The sequence below is a fragment of the Salmonella sp. SAL04202 genome, assembly GCF_046550775.1.
GTDB classification, from domain to species: domain Bacteria; phylum Pseudomonadota; class Gammaproteobacteria; order Enterobacterales; family Enterobacteriaceae; genus Salmonella; species Salmonella enterica.
On sequence record NZ_JBGDXK010000001.1, the window covers coordinates 1,056,609 to 1,080,519 of the forward strand.

Genomic DNA, 23,911 nt, shown 5'->3' on the forward strand with positions numbered 1-23,911 from the left:
GTAAACAAGAAAAATGATGACGCTTCAATTAGTATCTGAAGTTACGTCTGTTTCCGTCCGTAGTGACTGGATGGCGAATAGCGCCCTAACCATGGGACTGGCGTAATGATTGCTTCACTTGATGAGCTTTACCATTCCGAACTCTTTTTCCTTCCCGTCATGGATGAAAACGCTCGGCTTGTTGGTTTGGAGATTATTGCAACGTTTGCCGCTGAAGACGGCGCCGTGCGGATGCCGACTGAGTTGGTAGCGCCTCGCCTTTCGGTGGAGGAACAATACTGTCTGTTTGTTGAAAAACTGGCGTTGTTAGAAACCTGTCAGCACTTTTTTATTCAGCATAAACTTATTGCATGGCTTAATTTACCGCCTGCAATTAGTGACTTATTATTATTAGATAGCGAACTTTTTTCCCGGGCAGCGCGCTTTCCGTTTCTTGAATTAGCTATAAATGAGAATTATCCTGGGTTAAACCAGGGCAAAAACAATGAAACGTTAGCTAATCTGGCAATGCATTTCCCATTAATGCTGGCAAATTTTGGCGCAGGCGAGGCGTCGACTAAAGCTATTTTCGATGGGCTTTTCAAACGAGTCATGTTGGATAAAAATTTTATTCAGCAGCGAGCTGAAATGATCTCATTCGAACCATTCATGCACGCTATTGTTGCCCAGATCTCCTCCAGCTGCGAGTCGCTGATGATTGCCGGTATTGATACTGAGGCGATGTTTGCGCGCGCAGCGCCATTGGGGTTTAGCGCATTCCAGGGCGGACTATGGCCTTCGGTGCCGGTAAGCCAGCTCATTAAACTCGTTCAGCGATAACCTTTCTGTTGGCCGGTGTTTAACCGGTGATTAACCGTCTACACTGGAGACAGGAGGCCCTATGACCCTGTCTTTTACTGCCCGTTGGCGCGATGAATTGCCAGCAACGTATACCGCGCTTTTACCCACACCGTTAAAAAATGCGCGACTGATTTGGTATAACGACGAACTGGCGCAGCAGTTAGCCATTCCCGCTTCGTTATTTGACGCTACCAATGGCGCTGGCGTTTGGGGCGGCGAAACCTTATTACCCGGTATGTCGCCTGTCGCGCAGGTATATAGCGGGCATCAGTTCGGCGTCTGGGCGGGGCAACTCGGCGACGGACGCGGTATTTTGCTGGGCGAACAGCTCCTGGCGGATGGCTCGACGCTCGACTGGCATCTGAAAGGCGCCGGATTAACACCCTATTCGCGAATGGGGGATGGACGCGCCGTCCTGCGTTCAACCATACGAGAAAGTCTTGCCAGCGAAGCCATGCATTATCTGGGTATTCCCACTACGCGCGCGTTATCTATCGTAGCCAGCGATACGCCGGTTCAGCGAGAGACGCAGGAAACGGGCGCGATGTTAATGCGTCTGGCACAAAGTCATATGCGTTTTGGTCATTTCGAACATTTCTACTACCGCCGTGAGCCGGAAAAAGTTCAGCAACTGGCTGATTTCGCTATTCGTCATTACTGGCCGCAATGGCAGGATGTCCCGGAAAAATATGCTTTGTGGTTTGAAGAGGTGGCGGCGCGTACCGGAAGACTCATCGCCGAGTGGCAAACCGTCGGTTTTTCGCACGGCGTTATGAATACGGATAACATGTCGATTCTGGGGCTGACCATCGACTATGGCCCCTTTGGTTTTCTCGATGACTACGATCCCGGCTTCATTGGTAACCATTCCGATCATCAGGGACGTTACCGCTTCGATAATCAACCGTCGGTGGCGCTGTGGAATTTACAACGTCTGGCGCAGACGTTAACCCCTTTTATTGAGATCGACGCGTTAAACAGAGCGCTGGATCGTTACCAGGACGCGTTGTTAACGCACTATGGGCAGCGAATGCGCCAGAAGCTGGGTTTCTTTACCGAGCAAAAAGACGATAACGCTTTACTGAATGAATTGTTTAGTCTGATGGCGCGCGAAGGGAGTGATTATACCCGTACATTTCGGATGTTAAGCCATACGGAGCAACAGAGCGCTTCCTCGCCGTTGCGGGATACGTTTATCGATCGCGCGGCGTTCGATGCCTGGTTCGACCACTACCGGGCGCGATTGCGCACAGAGGCGGTGGATGACGCGCTGCGCCAGCAGCAGATGCAACGCGTGAATCCTGCGATTGTGTTGCGCAACTGGCTGGCGCAACGCGCGATAGATGCGGCTGAACAAGGAGACATGGCGGAACTGCATCGGTTGCATGAAGTTTTACGTCAACCTTTTACCGATCGAGATGATGACTATGCCAGCCGACCGCCGGAGTGGGGAAAGCGGCTGGAGGTCAGTTGTTCAAGTTAGCCTGACGCCAGCAGCATCGTCTGCTGGCGGAGCGTTATTTGGTTAACAGTAGCTTACCAGCCTGAGTTTTACGCAACAGATACTCCTGACCGTTGTGATCGATAATGACTTTGCCGTCCGGACCTAATAGCGCCTGACTGTTGACGCGCCGTTCAGCGGCAGGGAGAAGCGTTTCATTGTCTATTTCCTTAGGGTGAGGCAGCTCGGTGTTATCCATACGCGACATGTTATTTATTAATAATCAAACTCACAATGATTATTATTATCAATAATTAATGCGATAACAGCAAGTGCTAATTCTGTGGAGTGATATACGCGCGCGGAGAGAAAAGGGTGGGTAACGCATCGAAGAAACGCCCATCCCGGCAGGATGGGCGAGCTATTAAAAGCGGCTGTCTACCGCCGCGGCAAGTTTTTCCAACAGAACTTCCGTATCTTCCCAGTTCAGGCAGGGATCGGTAATGGATTGACCATAGATTAACGGTTGACCGCTGATAATTTTTTGCGTGCCTTCCCGTAAAAAACTCTCGGCCATAATCCCGGCAATTGCCGTGGAGCCATTACGAATCTGCTGGCAAATATCATCACATACCTCCAACTGGCGGCGATGCTGTTTTTGACAGTTGCCGTGGCTGAAGTCGACGACCAGATGCTCCGGCAGATCAAATTCATGCAACGTGTCGCAGGCGGCGGCAATATCTTCAGCGTGGTAGTTCGGTTTTTTACCGCCGCGCATGATGATGTGCCCATACGGGTTGCCACTCGTCTGGTAGATGGTCATCTGTCCGTCTTTATCCGGCGAGAGAAACATATGGCTGGCGCGGGAGGCGCGAATAGCGTCAACGGCAATGCGAGTATTGCCATCCGTACCATTTTTAAAGCCGACCGGACAAGAGAGTGCGGAAGCCATTTCCCGATGGATTTGGCTTTCGGTGGTACGCGCGCCAATCGCTCCCCAACTGATCAGATCGGCAATAAACTGGCCGGTGACCATATCAAGAAACTCTGTGGCGGTCGGTACTCCCAGTTCGTTCACCTGCAATAGCAAGCGACGCGCCAGTTCAAGCCCATAATTGACGCGGTAACTTCCATTCAAGTCAGGATCGGAAATCAGGCCTTTCCATCCCACAACGGTGCGCGGTTTTTCAAAATAGGTGCGCATGACGATTTCCAGACGCGCCTGATGCTTTTGGCGTTGTGCCTGGAGCTGCGTCGCGTATTCCATGGCAGCATTCAGATCGTGAATCGAACAGGGGCCAATGACGACCAGTAGCCGTGGATCTTCACCATTTAAAATCTTTTCTATCCGGCGTCGGGAGTCGGTAACGTGACTGGCGACGGAGGACGATACAGGATACCGCTGCGCGAGTTCGGTCGGTGTTGCCAGGCTGTCGATACGCGCAGTACGGAGTTCGTCGGTTCTGTTCATTACAAGTCTCAGAAATTTGTTGCTTCAACGGCAGGACTACCGGGAAGTGATGGGCATCACGATAAACCAATCCCTGCTGATTTCAAGTGCGAGGCGTGTCACACCTCGCAGGCAGAACGGCATGATAACAAAAACCAACCCATTAAACTAGTTTGCTAGTACATCCTGCGGTTAAGCCCCATAATGTCGAGAATTTTGGTGGCTATCTCTTCAACGGAATAATTGGTGCTGTTCAGGCAGGGGATCTGATTCTTACGATACAGCGCTTCGACCTCCGCCACTTCCATGCGGCACTGACGCAACGAGGCATAGCGACTGTTTTCACGGCGTTCTTCGCGAATTGCCGCCAGGCGTTCAGGGTCAATTGTCAGGCCGAACAGTTTATGTTGTAGCGGTTTTAACGATGTGGGCAGCGTCAAATTATCCATATCATCGGCGATGAAAGGGTAGTTAGCCGCACGAATACCGAATTGCATTGCCAGATAGAGGCTGGTGGGCGTTTTTCCACAGCGCGAAACGCCAAGTAAAATGACCTGGGCCTGATCGAGGTTACGCAATGAAATGCCATCATCATGCGCCAGGGTATAATCGATAGCGGCAATACGGGCGTCATACTTGTTCAGGTTACCCGGATTAAGCCCATGAGTACGATGAGCGATCGGCGTCGGATCCAGTTTCATCTCCTGCTGAAGCGGCGCCACCAGCGCCTGGACGATATCCTGGCAGAAACCTTCGCTCTGTAAGATGATGGCGCGAATTTCAGGTAAAACAATCGAGTAAAATACCAGCGGGCGAACGCCGGTTTGCTGATAAATGGCGTCAATTTGGTCTTTGACGGCGCGGGCGCGACTTTCGTTTTCCACGAATGGCAGCGTGATGCTGCTGATCGTCACCGGAAACTGCGACATGACCGCGTGACCCAGGACCTCGGCGGTGATGGCGGTACCATCAGAAATATAGAAAACATGGCGATCAACAACATTATCCATTCTGTTCATCCTGAAGAGTAAACATAATTATCTGAAAGCATAAATTAAAAGTAACGGGAAACGTATAACTTGTCGCTTATTTTATAAAATGACAGGCGCTTTTTATAATTAATGAAAAGTGTGTTTCATTTCCTGGAAACGCAGTTTATACCGGGGGTTATTCAGGGAATGCCGTGCTATGCGCGGGTTTGCGCAACTACGTAAACAATCTGAAAAAATGAAAAAATAAATTTGCTTGAACGATTCACCGTTTTTTTCGCGGGTTTAAGTATGCCAGGATAAATACGCAACTATGTGTTTCTTAAACTCGTTCATTTATCACAAAAGGATTGTTCGATGTCCAACAATGGCTCGTCACCGCTGGTGCTTTGGTATAACCAACTCGGCATGAATGATGTAGACAGAGTTGGGGGCAAAAATGCCTCCCTGGGTGAAATGATTACTAACCTTTCCGGCATGGGCGTATCCGTTCCGAATGGTTTTGCAACCACTGCCGATGCGTTTAACCAGTTTTTGGATCAAAGCGGCGTAAACCAGCGCATTTATGAGCTGCTGGATAAGACAGATATTGATGATGTCTCCCAGCTGGCGAAAGCGGGCGCGCAGATCCGCCAGTGGATTATCGACACTCCTTTCCAGCCGGCGCTGGAAAACGCCATCCGCGATGCCTATGCGCAGCTTTCGTCGGATGATGAAAATGCCTCTTTTGCCGTGCGTTCCTCCGCCACGGCGGAAGATATGCCAGATGCTTCGTTTGCGGGCCAACAGGAAACGTTTCTTAACGTTCAGGGCTTCGATGCGGTACTGGTGGCAGTGAAACACGTATTTGCTTCTCTGTTTAACGATCGCGCCATCTCTTATCGCGTTCACCAGGGATATGATCATCGCGGCGTAGCGCTTTCCGCTGGCGTGCAGCGGATGGTTCACTCCGATCTCGCCTCGTCAGGGGTGATGTTCTCTATCGATACCGAATCCGGCTTTGACCAGGTGGTCTTTATCACCTCGGCATGGGGACTGGGTGAAATGGTGGTGCAGGGCGCGGTTAACCCGGATGAATTTTATGTCCATAAGCCAACCCTGGCGGCAGGCCGTCCGGCCATCGTACGCCGCACCATGGGGTCGAAAAAAATCCGCATGGTTTACGCCGCCACCCAGGAGCACGGCAAGCAAGTGAAGATTGAAGATGTGCCGCAGGAACAGCGCGACATTTTCTCGCTCACCAACGAAGAAGTGCAGGAACTGGCGAAACAAGCGGTGCAGATTGAGCAGCACTATGGTCGTCCGATGGATATCGAATGGGCGAAAGACGGCCATACCGGTAAGCTCTTTATTGTGCAGGCACGTCCGGAAACCGTGCGCTCCCGTGGCCAGGTGATGGAGCGTTATACGCTACATGCGCAGGGGAAAATCATTGCCGAAGGTCGCGCCATTGGGCATCGTATCGGCGCAGGTACGGTAAAAGTTATTCACGATATCGGCGAAATGAACCGTATTGAGCCTGGCGATGTGCTTGTCACCGATATGACCGACCCGGACTGGGAACCGATCATGAAAAAAGCGGCGGCGATTGTCACTAACCGTGGCGGGCGCACCTGTCACGCGGCGATTATCGCCCGCGAATTGGGCATTCCGGCGGTAGTCGGCTGCGGCGACGCCACCGAACGCATGAAAGATGGCGAAAAAGTAACCGTCTCCTGCGCAGAAGGTGATACCGGTTATGTTTATGCCGACATGCTGGATTTCAGCGTAAAAAGCTCCAGCGTAGACACCATGCCAGAGCTACCGCTGAAGGTCATGATGAATGTCGGCAACCCGGACAGGGCATTTGACTTTGCCTGCCTGCCGAATGAAGGCGTAGGTCTGGCGCGACTGGAATTCATCATTAACCGTATGATTGGCGTTCACCCACGCGCGCTGCTGGAGTTTGACGACCAGGATGCCGCGCTGCAAAACGACATTCGTGAGATGATGAAAGGGTTTGACTCGCCGCGTGAATTTTACGTTGGTCGACTGACGGAAGGGATCGCGACGTTAGGCGCCGCCTTCTACCCGAAACGCGTCATCGTTCGCCTGTCTGACTTTAAGTCCAACGAATACGCCAACCTGGTCGGCGGCGAACGCTATGAGCCGCATGAAGAAAACCCGATGCTGGGCTTCCGCGGCGCGGGTCGTTACGTCGCAGAAAGTTTCCGCGATTGTTTTGCGCTGGAATGCGAAGCGGTGAAACGCGTGCGCAACGATATGGGCCTTACCAACGTCGAAATCATGATCCCGTTCGTGCGGACGGTCGACCAGGCGAAAGCGGTCATCGAAGAGCTGGCGCGCCAGGGGCTTAAACGCGGCGAGAACGGGCTGAAGATCATCATGATGTGCGAGATCCCGTCCAATGCCTTGCTGGCTGAACAGTTCCTCGAGTATTTTGATGGCTTCTCGATTGGTTCTAACGACATGACGCAGCTGGCGCTGGGGCTGGATCGCGATTCCGGCGTGGTGTCTGAACTGTTTGACGAGCGTAACGACGCGGTGAAAGCGCTGCTGTCGATGGCGATCCGCGCGGCGAAAAAACAGGGCAAATATGTTGGAATTTGCGGTCAGGGTCCGTCCGACCATGAAGACTTTGCCGCCTGGCTGATGGAAGAGGGGATCGACAGCCTGTCGCTGAACCCGGACACCGTGGTTCAGACCTGGCTGAGTCTGGCGGAACTGAAGAAGTAGTGTAATACCGGATGGCGGCGTTAACGTCGCCATCCGGCAATTTATACCGCAGTGTGCTCCTGGCGCAGCCGCTCAATAATATCCTGCCGCAACAGAAACTTCTGCACTTTGCCAGAGGCGGTTCTGGGCAGTTTTTCTACGATGACGATCCGTTCCGGATATTTATACTTCGCTACCCGTTTTCGACTGAAAAAAGCGATCACCTCTTCCAGCGTCAGCGAAAGGTGCGGCGGTTTTAAGACTACATACGCGCATGAACGTTCGCCTAAGCGTTCATCAGGCATAGCAACGACGCAAGCATCGTGTATGCGGGGGTGTTGCAATAAAATATCCTCCACCTCGCGACTGCTGATATTTTCACCTCCACGTATAATAATATCCTTTTTGCGCCCGGTAATTTTGATATAACCGTCTTCATCCATGCGGCAGAGGTCGCCGCTGTAATACCAGCCCTCATTATCCAGTGCGCGGGCGGTAAGTTCCGGCTCGTCCAGGTATCCCATAAAAACGTTCGGCCCGCGCGAGGCTTCTTCGCCTTCGTGGCCTGCTGGAAGCGTATTGCGATCTTCATCCACGATTTTAATTTCTACACCGGTGGCGGCATAACCATCGGTGTTCATCATGCGTGAAGTCGAATCACCCAGATTAACCATCGAGTGTGGAGAACTTTCTGTAGAACCGTAAATACTCAATAATTTGATACCGCGCTGCTGGCAGTCGCGGGCAACCTTTTTGGGAATAGTCGTGCCGCCGCATAAGAAGAATCGCAGTGAGGAGAGGTCGGCAGGCTGTTGCTCAACGGCACAAAGCAGATCGTAAATAAACGGCGTCGCGCCTGACATACAGGTACAGCGTTGCTGCGCTAATAAGGTAAGGCAGGCTTCTGGGGTAAAGATGTCCAGCAATACGCTACGCGCCCCGATTAAAAAGGGCGCGGTGACGCCGTGTAAAAATCCGGTGGCGTGGCCAAGTGGCGCAGGCATCAGGAACACATCTTGCCAGGTTAAATTCAACCGCGCGCAATACGCCCGTTCGCTGGCAAGAATATTATTGTGGGTCAACATTACCCCTTTCGGCATTCCTTCTGTGCCGGAGGTAAACAGCACTGCCGCCAGTTCATCACCGTGAATGTTAATGTCTGACTGCAACGGTTCGCTGCGGTCGATGATTTGACTAAGCGCAAGCGCTGTGGTGGCAGGCGCCAGTTTATCCACGCCGACAATATGCGTCAGATGGCGCAGTTGATTTTGTAGCGGAAGGATAAGATCGACCGGTCGATTCTGTTTGAACACGGTGGGGGCGAAGAATATTTTAGCCTGACATTTGTTCAGCACCCAAACCAGCTCTGCTTCTCGCCAGGCGGGAAGTAGCGGGACAGATACCGCGCCCGTTTTCAGGCAGGCCAGATAAATGAGGGTAAACTCACACCAGCCCGGAAGCTGAAAGGCCACGCGATCGCCCGGTTGAATCCCCTGAGACAGTAACCAGTTTGCCAGGCGGCTTGCCGCGCAGTCGAGCGCGGCGTAGGTCCAGGACGCGCCATGATTATCGACCACGGCGATTTTATCGGGTACGGCGCGTGCGGTTTGCCGCCAGTAGTCGCCCAGTGAAGCATCGCCCCAGTAGCCGGACTCGCGATAGGTTTTCCGCCTTGCGGCGTCAAACGTTAATGTAACACTCATTGACTTGTTCTCTATTAATACAAATGACGTAATCTCCGGGGGCAAGCCGAATAAGACGCCGTAGCGTCGTTATCCGGTGTTTCAGAGCGTCAGCCGTAGCGAAACTCAACGCCGAACGTTCCCGCCGGGTATTCCCATTTTTCGAGAAGAGTATTGCCGCAGAGAACCCTGCAGGTCCCGCATTCCAGGCAGCCCGCGGAGTCAAAATGAATATTTCCCGCATCGTCCAGCTTATAGAGTCCGGCAGGGCAGGCTTTTATTAATTTATTAAACTCCTGCATGTCAGGCGAGGAGCGCAAAATGATATGTGGGTGTCCTTCATCTACGTAAAATTTATTTACGCCCAATTTGACGTCAACATTCACCTTATTGTCCGAACTCATAATGCCGTAGCCCCTTTTATGCCGTCTTTTAATAGATTCACCAGTCCAATTTTTTTCGCATGTGACAGGATAGTTTTACGCAACGGTGGGACTGGACCGCCATCAACGGTGAACAGATCGCCCACAATGTTTGCCGCCATTCGCGGGTACTCGGTAAAAAGCCGTGGGTTTTCCATTAATCCGGGGAGTTTGCGGAAATGCCGCATATCGCGTAACACGCCGTTTTTCTCCAGCGCGCGTTTGTAACCGGCAAGACTCGCGGCGGAAAAATCTTGCCGCGCTTTAGCGTCAATGGCGGTTTGAGCGGCCGCTTGCGCGGACGCGATGGCTAAATCCATGCCGCGGACGGTATAACCGAGATTCAGGCAAAGACCGGCGGCGTCGCCGACAATCATCACGCCGTCATTTGCCAGCTCCGGCATCATTGCTATGCCGCCTTCGGGCACCATATGAGCGGAGTATTCAAGCAGCGTTCCCCCCTGAATCAAAGGGCGTATTGCCGGATGCTGTTTAAAATCTTCCAGCATTTGCGGTACGCTTTTGGTCGCGTGAGCAATGTCGCCCAGGCCACATACCAGCCCCAGAGAAACCGAATCGCGGTTGGTATAAAGAAACCCGCCGCCCATGAGCCCGTTGGAGGGCGCGCCAGCGAATAACCAGGCGGCGCCTTCATGGGACGCCAGATTAAAGCGCTCTTCAATAAGTGCCGGAGAGAGCCCAATCAACTCTTTTACGCCGACGGCATAGTGATGCGCAGAAGAGACAGGCACCATGTCCAGCGAACGGCCCAGCATGGAATTCACGCCGTCCGCGAGAATTACAATATTCGCATCAAGAATATCATCCCCGGCCTGAACGCCAGTGACGCGATTGCCTTCACGTACCAGAGCGTCGACCCGTACACCTGGGATGAACTGCGCGCCAGCCTGCTCCGCCTGCGCCATTAGCCACGGGTCCAGTTTGTTGCGCAGTACGGTATATGACGTAAGGGGCGGAGTAGGGGGCGCGCGGTGAAAATCAAGTGTGACGGCGCTTTCTTCGGTTAAAAAGGAGATTTTTTCACGGGTAACGACGCGTTCGATGGGGGCGGACGTTGCGAATCCCGGCATAATACTTTCGATACTGTGAGCGTAGAGCCGCCCACCGGTCATATTTTTGCTGCCCGCGCTGTTTCCGCGTTCAATAACCAGTACATCCAGTCCCGCTTTTGCCATCACATACGCAGCGACCGTTCCTGCTACGCCTGCGCCCACCACAATAGCGTCAAATTTATCATCCGACATGCTTTATGCTCCTTTCCCGCCGTATCGACGACGGGAGATGTGCGTTGAAAAAGGAATTAGCGGCTTAACTGGTCGATGAGGGCAGGAACAACCTTGTAGATATCGCCCACCAGACCATAATCGGCATAATTGAAAATGGGCGCGTTTTTATCTTTGTTAATTGCGACAATAATTTTTGCGCCGTTTCCACCCACCATATGTTGAATTTGGCCGGAAATGCCCAGCGTCAGATAGAGATCGGATTTCAACAGAACGCCGGATACGCCAATATAACGCTCGCGTTCCATCCAGTTTTCACCTTCCGCAATGGGGCGGGAACAGCCCACTTCTGCGCCGAGGACGGTCGCCAGTTTATGCACCATATCCAGATCGCTTTGCGCCGCCAGGCCTCGTCCTACGCCGATGACCCGTTTGGCTTTGCTCAAATCGACGCTGCTTAACGATTTTGCGCGCCGCTGCTGGCACAATACCTCGTGGCGTGGGGCAATATATGCCAGCGTGGTCTGCGGGCAAGTATGACCGGGGAGAGGGGCGGCGGGTTCCAGCACGCCGGGTGCCAGCGTAATAATCGCCTGCGGGCTGTTTAATTTCTCTTTGCCGAAAGCAAGTCCGCCGTACATGCGATGCTCTGCGTGTAGCGTCCCGTCGAGGAGGTCAATAGACGTCGCGTCGTTCACCATCACGGCGTCAAGCTGGATGCTCAACCGGGCGCCCAGCGCTTTACAGCGCTTGGTCGCCGCCATGAGCAGTAGCCCATTTTTGTCGCCTAATAACGAGGCCAGCGTTTCGGCATAGTTTTCCACGCGCTGCAAATTCGTATGCGATTCAAGAATGACTATCTCATCAGCGCCAAGCGCTTTCACGTAGTCGATCTCCGTGTTTCCTTGCACGATGGCGTAAACTTTTTCTCCCCACTGCCGCGCGCCGGTCATTAATTCGGCATAACGCTCTACGTTATCGCTAAATACCCATACGTTAGCTAAATGATTCATGATAATTTTTCTCCGTTGGGTTTAGTTCAGGGATTTTTTCAAATGGTCGGCCAGTGCGGTAATGGCTTCCGGCGAATCGTTATCGAGAATGATATGCTTGCGTTCTGTCTGCGGCGGTACCGAGATGGCGACCAGTTCCGCCAGTGGCGTGGTTGGGGTCCAGTGGATATCGCTCGCCAGCCACGACGTAACGGCTTTTTTCCCGGCGCCGAGAATGGCTTTCATTGACGGGATGCGTGGAACGTTAATATCTGAGGTCACGCAAAGTACCGCGGGCAGCGTGAGCTCGATAATTTCAACGTCTTCTTCCAGTGTGCGTTCAACGATGATTTTGTCGCCGTCGCGTTGAATATGGCTTACTGCGTTGATGACGGGGAGTTTCAGGAGTTCGCCAGTCAGCAGGCCCACCTGTTGGGCATAAATATCGCCGGAGCCCTCTCCAAAGAGCAGCAGGTCAAAGCCGATTTTCTCCGCCGCGGATGCTAGCGCCAGCGCGGTTTCTTTGGGCAGGGCGTGCTCCAGTTGCGCATCCTGAACCATAAAAAGCGCATCCGGCCCGCGGGATAACACATCTTTGCGGACTTTTGAATTTTGTAACAGAGAGCCGCCGACGGTGAGCGCGGCGATCTCGTCGCCATCGCCAGCTAACTGCGCGGCGGCCTCAATTGCATTTAAATCAAACTGGCTGATTTTGGCCTCGGCACGATCAAAATTGAGCGAATGCTCCGGGGTCACGGTAATGTCCTGTTCTTCAGGCACCAACTTAAAGCAGGTTATTATTTTCATTGCATCTCCAGTGAGTCGCGTGCGGATAAGTAACGTAAATCTGACTGAAAATAGTCTGCGGCAGTCTGAAGAGGTTTTCGATGGGTCAATCTGTTTTCCTTGCCAACAATCTTGCACGAAAAATCTGCGAACAGAGAATCGTTAGCAACCATCTGAAAAGGGCGTCATAAAAATATAAATACGGTAGTGAGAATAATAAGTGCGAAGCATATCATCATTTTTTAACATGAAACGTGCGATGTTGTTTCTGTGAGGTTAAAAGAAAACATCAAAGATATGTCGGCTATGTATTTTTGTCTGGTAATACGCTATCGACAGGTAATCTGAGCTGTCTGCAAAAGAACATAATATCTTGCATTCGGAACGAATAATCTTGTTTTGCTGGTAATCTCCACGGTTGTACAACACTGACGCTCGCTTTATTTTATCCTGGTTATCTTTTTAAACCTGACAGAGGTTATTATGTATCAGCGCTGTTTTGACTCCGCCGCGGAGACGATTTTTGAACAGGACAAGACCCCTCGATTTTCACGTTTTGTCATTAGCGATGATCCAAACTGGGAGTCTGGCCATCATATGCATGATAATGAAACAGAGCTTATTTACGTCAAAAAAGGGATAGCCAGGTTAATTATTGACTCTTCACTCTACGTCGCGCATGCGGACGATATTGTCGTCGTTGAGCGGGGGCGGCTACACGCTGTAGCATCCGACAGCAATTCGCCGGCTACCACCTATACCTGTGCGCTGTATGGGTTTTGTTTTCCAGGTTGGGAAGAAAACCAACTATTGCAGAGTCATTCCTGTCCGGTGGTTTCCGTGGTTCAGGGAAAAGAGGTCATTAAAAGTATCTTTAATGAATTAAGCGTGTTACTTCCGCAGGGGAAAAACGTATTGGCTTCCTCTGTATACGATGCATTTGCTTACACTCTGACCGCACTTTACTATGAAAATTTTAAAAATGCCTATCGTTCTGAACAAGGCTACATTAAAAAAGATGTATTAATTAAGGATGTGCTTGTTTATCTCAATAATAATTATCGTGAAAAAATCACGCTTGACCAGCTATCGAAAAAATTTCGTGCCAGCGTCAGTTATATATGCCATGAATTTGCCAAAGAATATCATATATCCCCTATCAACTATGTTATTCAACGACGTATGACCGAGGCCAAGTTTGCGCTGACAAACACTGAGTCGCCACTGGCAGAAATTTCATGGCGGGTAGGATATGAAAATGTGGACCATTTTGCCAAATTGTTTATGCGGCATGTAGGATGTTCTCCCAACGATTATCGTAAGCAATTTAAAAATAGTCTGGTTGAGCAGGCGTATTTGCTGCCAAATACCTGACGGCGAAATATATCTGATTTATTCGGCCTGATGCCGTAAAGCAGTCAGGCCGAATAAGACGTTCCGGTACGATCCTTACTTGTTCTGATAGTCTTTCAGAATCTGGCGTCCTGCCACATAGATCATAATTTCATCCGTGCCGCCACCGATACGTTCGCAGCGAACATCGCGCCAGAAGCGGGAGACACGGGCTTCGTCGGTATAGCCAAGTCCACCCATAATCTGAATCGCATCGTCAATCACTTCCATCGCTGTGCGTGCGCAGTACAGCTTAGCCAGCGCGGCGCTGGTACGCAGTGACTCTTCCCGATCGGCCTGCCAGGCGACTTTCAACACCATATTGCGCATGTTTTCGATTTTGATGGCCATTAACGCCAGCTTTTCCTGGATCATCTGGTTATGGCCGATGGGTTTACCAAAGGCGATACGCTGGTTGGCGTAACGGGCGGCATCTTCAAATGCGCATTCGGCGAAACCTGTACTGCGCGCCGCATTAATCAAACGCTCCATCTCAAAATTGTACATGACATTGAGGAAACCCATGCCTTCTTCACCGACCCGGTCGCTTTCGTCCACCTCGACATTATCGAGATAAACTTCGCATGTACTCAACATGTGCCAGCCAATTTTGTGCAGCGGATTAATCTTTATGCCCGGTTTATTTGAGTCCACCCACCAAAGCGTGAACGCTTTTTTAGGATCTTTTGGCTCCGTATCGCGCGCCAGAACCAGCATGTAAGGATATTCTTTTGCACCGGTGATAAATGTTTTTTGGCCGTTAAGATAAACCTTGCCGTTTTTACGCGTCCAGGTTGTTGTGGCGCTATTATTATCAGAGCCCGCGCCAGGTTCTGTTAAGGCTAGCGCATATGCTGGATCGCCGGTGGCCAGAGTACTTTCTGCTGTTTTACGCAGTTGTTCTGCGGAACCAAAACGGCGCATGCTGTGAATGCATTGGCCGTTGGTAATCAAAAAGGCCGGAGCGCCGCATTTTGAGATTTCCATCAGCGCCAGCATTTGCGTTACATAGTCAGCCGGAATGCCGCCGAATTCTTCCGGGACGCCCAGCATCGAAATACCGTTTTCCGCCAGCGCCTGCATAAATTCTTTGGGATAGGTGCCCGTTTGATCGCAGGTACGGAAATACTCTTCCGGAAAATTGCTGGTGATTAACTCGCGAATACTGGCCAGTAATAGTTCTTGTTCTTCAGTTAATGAAAAATCCATATTTGTACTCCTTTTAATGTGTTGCGTCAGGAAGCGTGAATCCCATAGTGCTATCGGTAAATAATCTTGTGTCCATCAGTTTTAAATCTGGTGAGATAACCGGTGAAAAATCCATCTTGTCAAGAATATCCCGTTGCAGATCGACGCCAGGCGCAATTTCAATTAAATGCAGGCCATCTTGTTTGAGAGTGAAAACCGCACGTTCAGTGATGTAACGCACGTCTAACCCGCGCTCAAGCGCAATTTTTCCACTGAACGTAATTTCCGGCAGTTCGCTGACGAATTTTTTCACGCGACCTTCCTGCAGAATATTTAATTTGCCATCGGTAATTTCAGTTTTTAAACTTCCGGCCGTCAGAGTTCCGCAGAAAATAATTTTTTGCGACGTTGCGCTAATATCGATAAACCCGCCGGTGCCCATAATTTTGCCGTTGAATTTATGTACACCGACATTACCGTGTTGATCCACTTCGGCAAAACTTAAATAGCAGACATCGAGCCCACCGCCGTGATAAAAATCAAATTGTGAGGTCATATCGAGGATCGCTCGGGTATTGACATTGGCGCCGAAGGCCACGCCCTGAGAGGTAATACCGCCCACCGGGCCAGTTTCTACGGTCAGCACGAAGTCATCGGCGCAGCCTTCCTCGCGAGCGACCAGACCAATACCGTCGGCAATGCCTACGCCCACATTGCCTACCGCGCCTTTACGCATTTCAAACAGCGCGCGTCGGGCTACCAGCTTGCGCTGATTAAGGGGCAGGGTAAGCTGGGTACTATCATCAAGAGTAAAATCCCCGGAGATAAATCGGTTCACCGGCGCGCCGCCATAGAGTTGCGTCTGGTCGGCGTCGACAACCACAATATCCACCAGATAGCCGGGAATACGCACGGATTTTGGATGCAGCGTGGCTTTTTTTACCATTTTCTGTACCTGCATCATTACAATACCGCCATTATTGTGAACGGCCTGGGCGATCACCAGCGCATCAAGATACATCACCTCATCTTCAAATGATGCATAGCCTTCGCTGTCGCAGGTGGTGGCGCGGATAAAAGCCACATTAGGCGCTATCGCTTTATAATAGAGATATTCTTTATTATCGATCTCTACCAGCTTAATGAGATCTTCTTTAGTCACGTCGTTTAATTTTCCGCCCTGTTGGCGAGGGTCGACAAAGGTACCAATACCGATATCGCTCAGAATACCCGGCTGGTGTGCGGCGCTGGCGCGCAGCGTCTGGGTTAATACGCCTTGTGGGTAGTTATAGGCGGCGATTTTATTTTGTTCAGCCAGTTCAGAAATACGGGGAGATTGCCCCCAATGTCCGCATAGCGCCCATTTTACCAGTCCCTCCTGCGCCAGCGGGCTGATGCCGCGATCGGCGCGGTCACCTAATCCGGTAGGGCTAATAATAGATAAATCTCGTGGTGACTGGGTTGCTTGATATTTATCTGCCAGTGCGGTAATTAATGTTGTCGCTTCGAGAATACCGCCGCCTGCGCCCAGAATACATAAAGTGGCCTCGTCTGGAATATAATTTACTGCTTCTTGTGCAGAGAGCACGGGAACGCGGCCATTAATGCGTGATGGCTTATTGAGTTTCATATTTACTCCACTATTATCCCTGAAAGCAATATCGATATAACCGTGTTAAGGTAATAAAGACAGCGGCTTTCAATGAATATGGAACATATTCATGTCAGATAACTATTTATTTTTATTGTGGCAGAAAGAGAATATTCTGCCACACGATAAAGTATTACGCCTGGTGCAATATAGTTAATACGGTACGCAGATCGGCTACCGATATTTGTCCCGGCGCAGATGCTTTTTTCACCGCGCCAAACGTTGCTGCAGAACCGAACACTTCGCCGGCAAGACGAGATATTACCCCGGTTTTCGACATCGACATGGTAATAATCGGACGATCCGCATAGCGCTCCTGCATTTCTACAGTGGCGGTAAGTAAGGTCAGGACATCGGCTTTAGTCTGCGGCATGACGGCGATCTTCGGAATATCGGCGCCCAGTTCCTGCATTTTACGCAGACGCTGAACAATCTCTTCCGCTGCGGGCGTTTTATGAAAATCATGGTTAGACATGATCACCGCAACATTGTGTTGATGAGCATAGCCGACGGTGGCTTTCACCTCATCGTCGCCGGTAAAAAGCTCAAGATCGATCATATCGACCAGACCGCTGTCAACCGCTGCACGATTCAGAGCGATATACTGTTCGGTGGTTAGTGCCTGTTCGCCGCCTTCTTTCGCGCTGCGGAAGGTAAATAGCAAGGGTTTATCGGTGATAATCTCCCGGATGGCGCCGGCGGCCTCAAGTACGCTTTCCGCCGTTGTCACGTTGGCAAAATGGTCAACGCGCCACTCCAGAATATCGAAATCCGCTTCACGGTAGGCGAGTGCTTCCGATTTCACATCGGTAATGGTTTTTCCCATTAGCGACACAATGATCTTTGGCGCGCCTTCGCCAACCACGAGATCTCTTACAGTTACGGTTTTCATTTGGTACCCTTCATTGTCATTCGTCGCAATTATAATTTTACCGGTCAGGCTGTGAATCCCATCACCTGCTTCACATAGTCCAATGGAAATGCTTTTCCTGTCCACAGTTCAAACTGTTCGGCTCCTTGCCATAACAACATGCCGTAACCATCAATTGTTTTGCAACCAGCTTGTTGCGCCTGCTGCAATAACTTTGTCATATGCGGATTATAAACACATTCGGTGACCAGCAATTCAGGGCGGAGCAGGGAAACATCACCGATCAGGGATTCGTTCTCCAATGGTTTCATGCCAACTTTGGTGCCGTTCGTCAGAATATCTGCTCTGGCAAGCGCTTCAGTAAAAGCGTGCTGATCGGCAAGATCGGTGACGGTAACGACGCAATCGGTGTTTTCATTCACCCGCTTCGCAAAGGCAACCGCTTTTTCGAAAAAGTCATCTTTACGGTTAAACAGTTTAATTTCCTTAATGCCTTCAATGGCTGCCTGGGCGCCAATGGCGGTAGCCGCGCCTCCCGCGCCGAGCAGCACCATGGTTTTTCCCCGAATATCGAAACCGCTTTCTTTAATTGCCCGAATATGGCCCGTACCATCCGTGTTGTAGCCGCGTAGATAGCCGTCATCGTTAACAATGGTGTTGATAGCGCCAACCAGTTTTGCTGCTGGCGTTAATTCATCGACATACTCACACGCGAGCTGTTTGTTTGGCATGGAGACGCCCGTACCGCGCATTTTTAATGCTTTCAGTCCTTCAATGGCGCTGGCAAACGTCGTGTTATCCACTTCGAAAGCCATATAGGTATACGGTAGCCCCGCTTTTTCTAACGCTTTGTTTTGCATTTCGGGCGATAAGCTATGACGGATAGGATACGCCATAAGACCAATTAATTCATATTTTGCGGTAACATCCATTTTATACTCCTTAATAAGTGGACAGTGCAGAGCAGGGCGCATGCCTGTTGCGCATAGTTAACATTTTTACTGGAAATAACGCTCGCCAAATCGGACATCGTTTTGCGGGATCTTAAATACGCGATAATAGCGAATAAATACAATAATGGCGGTGATAAATGTCAGTAGTGCAAAGGCAAAATCTAACAAAATGATATATTGTAGGCCAATAGTAGAGAGATAACCGGTAATCAGTGGGATAAGAAAGTTAGCTACGCCCCCCATCATCATATATATACTGGTGACTTTAGCTTTACTCTTAGGGAAAAATTCCGACATTACCGATACGCCTAATTGTAAAATACCTCCAGCAGCGGAAAAACCAATCACGAAGGCGCCAGCATTACAGATCAGTGGAGAGGGATACAGGTAAATTGCCGCAGCGGTGAGTGTCGCCAGCCCGGCATTGAAAACATTGGCCCAGATGGGGCGAACCATTTTTTTCAGCAATGCGGCAAAAATAAACACGCAAACCAACGATCCCATACTGTAATAAGAGATGGTTTTCAGCGCGTCGGATTCCGCCATTCCGGCGAAGGCCATCGCATATTTAGGCATCCAGACCACAATCACATAGAAGGTTGAGAACGCGGCGACGCCAAATAAAACGGAAGCTACGCCTTCCAGCCAGACGAGGGGAGTACTGTTCATCTGGGGTAATTCTTTCGCAATACTGGCATCGACAAGTTGGCTGGGAAAACGGCTTTTCAACAGCATCAACGTGATGAGGACGAAAAGGATACCGGGGATTACCACCGCGTAGCCGTACCAGATATGGTTGACTAACAAGGCGCTGACGATAAGGGGATAAATCATTTGCCCAAAAGAGACCATCGCTTTAACCAGAATAACTGCCGAGCCCGATGCTTTGGGAAAACACTCCATTAATGCAGGGTATCCGCCGGTATCCAGCGCGGAGTTCGCCACGCCGACACACACCGCTAATATGAAAGCGATCATCAGGTTAGGACTGGCGGGAATACCGAAGAAAAATAGCATATATAGTACGGCGCCAAGCAGTATTATTGCCCGACGGCCAAATTTATCGGACAGTACGCCAAAGAATAAAATACTGACCAGACGACCAAGACCAATGCCAGAGATTAAATAGGCGATACCGGCACTATCCGTGGAGAATTTCTGTGCAAGGGAGGTCATGTTCTGGGCTAGTGTAATAACACTCATGCCGTGGAGAAAGTAACTAAAATAAATGCAGATAACAGCCAGCAAATATGGCATGTTGCGAGCCTTGTTCTGAGACATTTGTTCACAGCTCCTTGCTGATGGTTTGATTCAATGTCCTGCTTAGAGCCTATCCCATTAGGGCTATTTTACTTGCCATTTTGGTCCTGGGCAGTGCTCAAAATCCTCACGTACTACGTGTACGCTCCGGTTTTTGCGCGCTGTCCGTGTCCAAACTGGCTGCGCCAATAACGCCTACTGGGATAGGCTCTTATTACTGCTATTACTACATGCAGCGATTGTTCAGTAACACTATAAGTCGGTACTGTCGTTATATGTACATAACATGGCGTTTAAAATGCCAGGTTTATTGCATTGATAGCATTTCATTTGTTAGCCGGGAAATATAAAAATTGCTGCGAATTTGTTGTTTAATACATATAACTCGTGATGCTCATCGCAATTTTTCTGATAAGTGTGAAGATAATGAATAATAATTAACACGAAAATTACATTTTTTGTTTCCCGGTGATAATGGCTAACGTTTTATTTTGCATAGCAAGGCAATAATATTGCAGTTGGCACGCTAACATTTATTGCGCAGTTGACGCTGCTTCAGCGTGATGTTGTGATTCAGCCCGACTTCGGTAACCGATGAACAGTGCGAGGAGAAATCCCACTGCGGCGATACCGGTATCAAACCACATAATATGTGCAATGCTCATTTCTGAAATCCGCGCTGTGATCAACGGAATAGTGAACGTCGCGATACTGCCGGCGCTGTAATAAATGCCGGTCGCTTTACCTTTCTCCTGTGGAAAACGGGCCGCCATCAGCGTCAGGCCGATTTGTACTACGCCACCGGCGGAAGAGAATCCAATGACGAATGCGAAGATCATAACAACATAGGCCTGAGGATGCAGGCAGACCGTCAGAAGCGCAATAAAAGAGATAAAGGTATAAAACATCAATAATGTGGTAGAGCGAATTGTTTTTCTGACCAGCGGGGCAGTAATAAAAACGCACAGTAGCGATCCGCAGGTATAAATACTTAACAGTTTGATGGATTGGGTATACGACATTCCTGCGACGAACTGTCCATACTGCGCCAGCCACTGGCTGATAAGGTAAAAGGTTGCCATCGAGATATAGCCATAAAGGGTGTAGCTGATAAGATCGATGAGGGAGCAATGATGTACGCCTGCAACAGGCGCTTGCGAGATTTTGGGTTTCAATATCCGACCAGGATAGGGTGGAAAAGGGCAGCGTAATAAAAACAGAGCATTAATAAGCATGATCGCCCCGGCAAGCAGGAAGGACCAGCCAAACCACATATTAGCCCAGACTAATAAACTGATAATAATGGGCAACAAGAATTGCCCGCCAGAGACAAATGCTTTGATCAGAATATTTGCCGTACTGGGGGAGCGAGGGAAGGCTTCCATCAAACTGGGATAGGTACCTGCATCTAAAAAACTGTTGGCCATACCCGCTAAAAAGCCACAGGCATAAGCGACAAAAATCGTCTGAGCATAAAGAATGCCAATGAAAAAAATCAGGTAACAGGCGGTCCCCAGAATGATAAAAGGACGGCGACCAAAGCGATCGGAAAGCATACCGGCGATTAACAAAACGCTTAGCCGGCCAATACCAAGCGAAGAGATCACAATAGATACGCCTGCGGCACTGGTATGCCATTGCTGTTCAAGCGATGACATGTTCAGGCTCATCAGGATAACCCCCATGCCATGTACAAAGTAATTAAAATACAACCCTACAGCGGTAGGGAAATAACGATTTTTCATATTATCTGACTCAGAGATGCCGCCTGAACGTTACAGTGGTATACACAGGCAGGAAGCATATTGGATAGGGTGACAAGTCAATGTCGTGATTGTGTGGTTTTCTATCCGGTATCAATACGATGCGGCGATAAAGTTTACGTCTAACACAGCCGCTCCAGATCATGTGCGAAAAGTTCGGCAGCAACAGATTGATAAATTTTCCACTCGATAAAATCCCCCTCTGTATAAATGGACTGAAAAGAAGATAAATCAGGGAAGTAACGCATTGTATTATTGCCGATGCGGTTATTTATTTTGTCAACAATGGCGTTAATTCGTCGCTGTCTCTTGGCTTTCATTTCCTTCAGCCTGGCAATGATTTCTGGAGAGATGGGTATGTCGCCAGCTTCCCATCGTTGCCAGGTTGCCGAATTATTATCCTGGGTGATATAGATTGTGCATTCTTCAATCGTCATATCAAAAATACGCCGTAGTGCTTGTAGTTCTAACGCGTTCATCATTTTTTAGGCTTTTATATGAAAAAAGTGATGCTATAAATAGCACCACCGACACCGTTTCGACTTGAACAGAATCACACTATTTTGTGCAATATTATTTGTTCGTTGCAGATATCGCGGTGTTGAAGGGAAACGGGAGCTGGCTTATGTAACAATGCAGCGAAAAAAGTTAAAAAAAAAGCCCATCGTAGGAGACGGGCAAAGACTACACACAGCAATTCGTTGTTTCACTCAGGGGATTTCCATGCTTATAAATCAATGTGTTGATTTATAACCGTGTGCTAATAGTAGGCATGAGCACTTTTTGCGTCGATCAGATTCGTCTCAATAGTTTAAAAACTGTAACGGATTTGCGACAGAAATGAGATGCGGCGGGGAACAGACGGGCGAATCAAAATGGGGTGTGCGTTGAATTGATAAACGTCGCTAAAGCATCGGGCGGCAATGCCGCCCGACGGGATTATGACTGCTTGTTGGCTTCCTCGATGTCATCCAGCTCTTCAAGGATCTCCTCTGGTTCATTCGTCGGCGCCGGAACTTCATGTACCCATGCGGAGAACAAACGCCAGGTCACGGCCAGAAGCACCGGTCCAATAAACAGACCAATCATACCGAATGCAATCAGGCCGCCGATTACCCCGGAAAGGATCAGAAGCAGCGGTAAATCGGCGCCCATGCGGATGAGTACCGGGCGAATCACGTTATCCAGAGTGCCGACGACGGCGCTCCAAACCAGCAGCACGGTGCCCCAGGTGGTGTCGCCTGTCCAGTAAAGCCAGATAATGGCTGGAATCAATACCGGCAACGGCCCCAACTGAACCAGACACGAAAGGATCATCACTACCGTCAACAGAGTAGCGTAAGGCACGCCGGAAATCGCCAGCCCGACGCCGCCAAGTACCGCCTGTACCAGCGCGGTGACCACCACGCCAAGCGCCACGGCGCGGATCGCCTGGGCAGCCAGCAGAACCGCCGCATCGCCGCGTTTAGCCGCGAGACGACAGGCAAAATGGCGTATACCCATCGCCACTTGTTCGCCGCGCCAGTAAAGCAGGGCGCTAAACAACAGCATCAGGGCGCAGTGCATCATAAAGCGTCCGATATGCGCCGCCTGACCGACAAACCAGGTCGTGGTTGTGCCGATATAAGGCCGCACTTTCGCCATAATAGCGCTACCGCCCATATCCAGCAGGCTATGCCATCCGGCATACAGTTTGGCGCCAACCAACGGAATATTATTTAACCATGCCAGATCGGGTAGCGTCATATCGCCGCCGGTCACTGCATGGATGAGCGGGCCGCTACCATCGACAATGCTGTTCACCAGCAAGGCGACGGGAATAACGAAGAGCAGCACTAACAGCAGCGTCATGACCAGTACGGCAAGCGAGCGGCGGCCCCACAATATTTTTTGTAATTTCAGCAAAACGGGCCAGGTCGCGATAACAATCGTACCTGCCCATGCAAACCCCAAAATAAAAGGCTGTACTATCCACAAACAGGCCACAATCATGATGGCTAAAAACAGCACCGATAGCAGCACTTGCGCAATATCCCTGGGCTGACGAACATTTACCATAAATACTTTTCACCTTTGTCTTTGCGCCAGAACGTTGGCGCGACGTGAACATGCAAACCACACCCTATAATGATGAGCAATTTCAGCGGTTTTTAACAGGCCGATTCTGCATGTAATTCTGTTGGGCGCACAGGAAAAAAATGTGATACAACAAATAACGCAACACGCAAACGATTAAGCATCCCTTCCTGTGCGTAGACCGCTCGCGCTCGCC

At 50.1% G+C, this 23,911-nt stretch carries 20 protein-coding genes and 1 other RNA gene; 4 read left to right on the top strand and 17 right to left on the bottom strand.

The features are described from left to right. The first annotated feature begins 105 nt into the window (after positions 1 to 105). A complete protein-coding gene (ydiV, locus tag ACLJQJ_RS05320; RefSeq protein ID WP_000562006.1) occupies positions 106 to 819 on the top strand; it encodes an anti-FlhDC factor YdiV in 714 nt (237 codons plus the stop codon). A 61-nt stretch (positions 820 to 880) separates the two neighbouring features. Beyond that, positions 881 to 2,323, top strand: coding sequence for a protein adenylyltransferase SelO (gene selO / locus ACLJQJ_RS05325; RefSeq protein WP_063809621.1), 1,443 nt, complete (start codon positions 881 to 883; stop codon positions 2,321 to 2,323). A 34-nt stretch (positions 2,324 to 2,357) separates the two neighbouring features. On the opposite strand, the gene hemP is transcribed toward selO, so the two are convergent. The 3 genes from hemP to ppsR all read right to left on the bottom strand — a co-directional run bounded on the left by hemP (position 2,358) and on the right by ppsR (position 4,741). Beyond that, the gene (gene hemP, locus ACLJQJ_RS05330; protein ID WP_000089115.1) at positions 2,358 to 2,549 is read right to left on the bottom strand and encodes a hemin uptake protein HemP; all 192 of its coding nucleotides are present in this window, start codon (positions 2,547 to 2,549) and stop codon (positions 2,358 to 2,360) included. 156 nt (positions 2,550 to 2,705) lie between these two features. After that, positions 2,706 to 3,752: a 3-deoxy-7-phosphoheptulonate synthase AroH gene (gene aroH / locus ACLJQJ_RS05335; protein ID WP_063809622.1), complete on the bottom strand. Its 1,047-nt coding sequence runs from the start codon at positions 3,750 to 3,752 to the stop codon at positions 2,706 to 2,708. 155 nt (positions 3,753 to 3,907) lie between these two features. Continuing rightward, positions 3,908 to 4,741, bottom strand: coding sequence for a posphoenolpyruvate synthetase regulatory kinase/phosphorylase PpsR (ppsR, locus tag ACLJQJ_RS05340; protein ID WP_000370992.1), 834 nt, complete (start codon positions 4,739 to 4,741; stop codon positions 3,908 to 3,910). A 336-nt stretch (positions 4,742 to 5,077) separates the two neighbouring features. On the opposite strand from ppsR, the gene ppsA reads away from it, so the two are divergent. Next, positions 5,078 to 7,456, top strand: a complete 2,379-nt coding sequence (gene ppsA / locus ACLJQJ_RS05345; RefSeq protein ID WP_063809623.1) for a phosphoenolpyruvate synthase — start codon at positions 5,078 to 5,080, stop codon at positions 7,454 to 7,456. A 41-nt stretch (positions 7,457 to 7,497) separates the two neighbouring features. Here the strand turns inward: ppsA and fadK are convergent, their stop codons facing one another. The 5 genes from fadK to ACLJQJ_RS05370 all read right to left on the bottom strand — a co-directional run bounded on the left by fadK (position 7,498) and on the right by ACLJQJ_RS05370 (position 12,582). Then, on the bottom strand, positions 7,498 to 9,138 hold the full coding sequence (gene fadK, locus ACLJQJ_RS05350; protein ID WP_000117492.1) for a medium-chain fatty-acid--CoA ligase: 1,641 nt from the start codon (positions 9,136 to 9,138) through the stop codon (positions 7,498 to 7,500). 89 nt (positions 9,139 to 9,227) lie between these two features. Further along, on the bottom strand, positions 9,228 to 9,521 hold the full coding sequence (locus ACLJQJ_RS05355) for a ferredoxin family protein (RefSeq protein WP_000093362.1): 294 nt from the start codon (positions 9,519 to 9,521) through the stop codon (positions 9,228 to 9,230). Then, positions 9,518 to 10,804 carry an FAD-dependent oxidoreductase gene (locus ACLJQJ_RS05360; protein ID WP_001278565.1) on the bottom strand — a complete coding sequence of 429 codons (1,287 nt, stop codon included), beginning with the start codon at positions 10,802 to 10,804 and terminating at the stop codon, positions 9,518 to 9,520. Before ACLJQJ_RS05360 ends, ACLJQJ_RS05355 begins: the two co-directional genes overlap by 4 nt. A 56-nt stretch (positions 10,805 to 10,860) precedes the next feature. After that, a complete protein-coding gene (locus ACLJQJ_RS05365) occupies positions 10,861 to 11,796 on the bottom strand; it encodes an electron transfer flavoprotein subunit alpha (protein WP_001728262.1) in 936 nt (311 codons plus the stop codon). 21 nt (positions 11,797 to 11,817) lie between these two features. Further along, positions 11,818 to 12,582 (bottom strand): electron transfer flavoprotein, encoded by a 765-nt coding sequence (locus ACLJQJ_RS05370; protein ID WP_000692095.1) that lies wholly within the window; start codon positions 12,580 to 12,582, stop codon positions 11,818 to 11,820. 462 nt (positions 12,583 to 13,044) lie between these two features. On the opposite strand from ACLJQJ_RS05370, the gene ACLJQJ_RS05375 reads away from it, so the two are divergent. Next, positions 13,045 to 13,935 carry an AraC family transcriptional regulator gene (locus ACLJQJ_RS05375; protein WP_000284832.1) on the top strand — a complete coding sequence of 297 codons (891 nt, stop codon included), beginning with the start codon at positions 13,045 to 13,047 and terminating at the stop codon, positions 13,933 to 13,935. 75 nt (positions 13,936 to 14,010) lie between these two features. Here ACLJQJ_RS05375 and ACLJQJ_RS05380 read toward each other — a convergent pair whose 3' ends face one another. The 9 genes from ACLJQJ_RS05380 to ydiK form a co-directional block, all read right to left on the bottom strand. Beyond that, positions 14,011 to 15,162 (bottom strand): acyl-CoA dehydrogenase, encoded by a 1,152-nt coding sequence (locus ACLJQJ_RS05380; RefSeq protein WP_000347819.1) that lies wholly within the window; start codon positions 15,160 to 15,162, stop codon positions 14,011 to 14,013. Positions 15,163 to 15,175: 13 nt separating this feature from the next. Further along, complete coding sequence (locus ACLJQJ_RS05385; RefSeq protein ID WP_024798032.1) at positions 15,176 to 16,771, bottom strand: acyl CoA:acetate/3-ketoacid CoA transferase; 1,596 nt, start codon at positions 16,769 to 16,771, stop codon at positions 15,176 to 15,178. A gap of 154 nt (positions 16,772 to 16,925) precedes the next feature. Continuing rightward, on the bottom strand, positions 16,926 to 17,684 hold the full coding sequence (aroD, locus tag ACLJQJ_RS05390) for a type I 3-dehydroquinate dehydratase (protein ID WP_000860221.1): 759 nt from the start codon (positions 17,682 to 17,684) through the stop codon (positions 16,926 to 16,928). 44 nt (positions 17,685 to 17,728) lie between these two features. Then, positions 17,729 to 18,595: a quinate/shikimate dehydrogenase gene (gene ydiB / locus ACLJQJ_RS05395; RefSeq protein WP_063809728.1), complete on the bottom strand. Its 867-nt coding sequence runs from the start codon at positions 18,593 to 18,595 to the stop codon at positions 17,729 to 17,731. Positions 18,596 to 18,661: 66 nt separating this feature from the next. Then, entirely contained in the window at positions 18,662 to 19,897 is a 1,236-nt protein-coding gene (locus ACLJQJ_RS05400) for an MFS transporter (protein ID WP_000081211.1), read from the bottom strand. A gap of 512 nt (positions 19,898 to 20,409) precedes the next feature. Beyond that, complete coding sequence (locus tag ACLJQJ_RS05405) at positions 20,410 to 21,621, bottom strand: MFS transporter (RefSeq protein WP_000797667.1); 1,212 nt, start codon at positions 21,619 to 21,621, stop codon at positions 20,410 to 20,412. Between the two features lie 140 nt (positions 21,622 to 21,761). Beyond that, a complete protein-coding gene (locus ACLJQJ_RS05410) occupies positions 21,762 to 22,121 on the bottom strand; it encodes a YdiL family protein (RefSeq protein ID WP_000980451.1) in 360 nt (119 codons plus the stop codon). A 167-nt stretch (positions 22,122 to 22,288) separates the two neighbouring features. Then, an RNA gene (gene rprA, locus ACLJQJ_RS05415) (antisense sRNA RprA) lies at positions 22,289 to 22,396 on the bottom strand. Between the two features lie 182 nt (positions 22,397 to 22,578). After that, positions 22,579 to 23,697, bottom strand: coding sequence for an AI-2E family transporter YdiK (ydiK, locus tag ACLJQJ_RS05420; RefSeq protein ID WP_000248615.1), 1,119 nt, complete (start codon positions 23,695 to 23,697; stop codon positions 22,579 to 22,581). Positions 23,698 to 23,911 lie beyond the last annotated feature (214 nt).

Excerpts from the sequence above, each read along its gene's own strand:
- ydiV (WP_000562006.1), top strand. The coding sequence starts at position 106 with ATGATTGCTTCACTTGATGAGCTTTACCATTCCGAACTCTTTTTCCTT.
- selO (WP_063809621.1), top strand. The coding sequence starts at position 881 with ATGACCCTGTCTTTTACTGCCCGTTGGCGCGATGAATTGCCAGCAACG.
- hemP (WP_000089115.1), bottom strand. The coding sequence starts at position 2,549 with ATGTCGCGTATGGATAACACCGAGCTGCCTCACCCTAAGGAAATAGAC.
- aroH (WP_063809622.1), bottom strand. The coding sequence starts at position 3,752 with ATGAACAGAACCGACGAACTCCGTACTGCGCGTATCGACAGCCTGGCA.
- ppsR (WP_000370992.1), bottom strand. The coding sequence starts at position 4,741 with ATGGATAATGTTGTTGATCGCCATGTTTTCTATATTTCTGATGGTACC.
- ppsA (WP_063809623.1), top strand. The coding sequence starts at position 5,078 with ATGTCCAACAATGGCTCGTCACCGCTGGTGCTTTGGTATAACCAACTC.
- fadK (WP_000117492.1), bottom strand. The coding sequence starts at position 9,138 with ATGAGTGTTACATTAACGTTTGACGCCGCAAGGCGGAAAACCTATCGC.
- ACLJQJ_RS05355 (WP_000093362.1), bottom strand. The coding sequence starts at position 9,521 with ATGAGTTCGGACAATAAGGTGAATGTTGACGTCAAATTGGGCGTAAAT.
- ACLJQJ_RS05360 (WP_001278565.1), bottom strand. The coding sequence starts at position 10,804 with ATGTCGGATGATAAATTTGACGCTATTGTGGTGGGCGCAGGCGTAGCA.
- ACLJQJ_RS05365 (WP_001728262.1), bottom strand. The coding sequence starts at position 11,796 with ATGAATCATTTAGCTAACGTATGGGTATTTAGCGATAACGTAGAGCGT.
- ACLJQJ_RS05370 (WP_000692095.1), bottom strand. The coding sequence starts at position 12,582 with ATGAAAATAATAACCTGCTTTAAGTTGGTGCCTGAAGAACAGGACATT.
- ACLJQJ_RS05375 (WP_000284832.1), top strand. The coding sequence starts at position 13,045 with ATGTATCAGCGCTGTTTTGACTCCGCCGCGGAGACGATTTTTGAACAG.
- ACLJQJ_RS05380 (WP_000347819.1), bottom strand. The coding sequence starts at position 15,162 with ATGGATTTTTCATTAACTGAAGAACAAGAACTATTACTGGCCAGTATT.
- ACLJQJ_RS05385 (WP_024798032.1), bottom strand. The coding sequence starts at position 16,771 with ATGAAACTCAATAAGCCATCACGCATTAATGGCCGCGTTCCCGTGCTC.
- aroD (WP_000860221.1), bottom strand. The coding sequence starts at position 17,684 with ATGAAAACCGTAACTGTAAGAGATCTCGTGGTTGGCGAAGGCGCGCCA.
- ydiB (WP_063809728.1), bottom strand. The coding sequence starts at position 18,595 with ATGGATGTTACCGCAAAATATGAATTAATTGGTCTTATGGCGTATCCT.
- ACLJQJ_RS05400 (WP_000081211.1), bottom strand. The coding sequence starts at position 19,897 with ATGTCTCAGAACAAGGCTCGCAACATGCCATATTTGCTGGCTGTTATC.
- ACLJQJ_RS05405 (WP_000797667.1), bottom strand. The coding sequence starts at position 21,621 with ATGAAAAATCGTTATTTCCCTACCGCTGTAGGGTTGTATTTTAATTAC.
- ACLJQJ_RS05410 (WP_000980451.1), bottom strand. The coding sequence starts at position 22,121 with ATGATGAACGCGTTAGAACTACAAGCACTACGGCGTATTTTTGATATG.
- ydiK (WP_000248615.1), bottom strand. The coding sequence starts at position 23,697 with ATGGTAAATGTTCGTCAGCCCAGGGATATTGCGCAAGTGCTGCTATCG.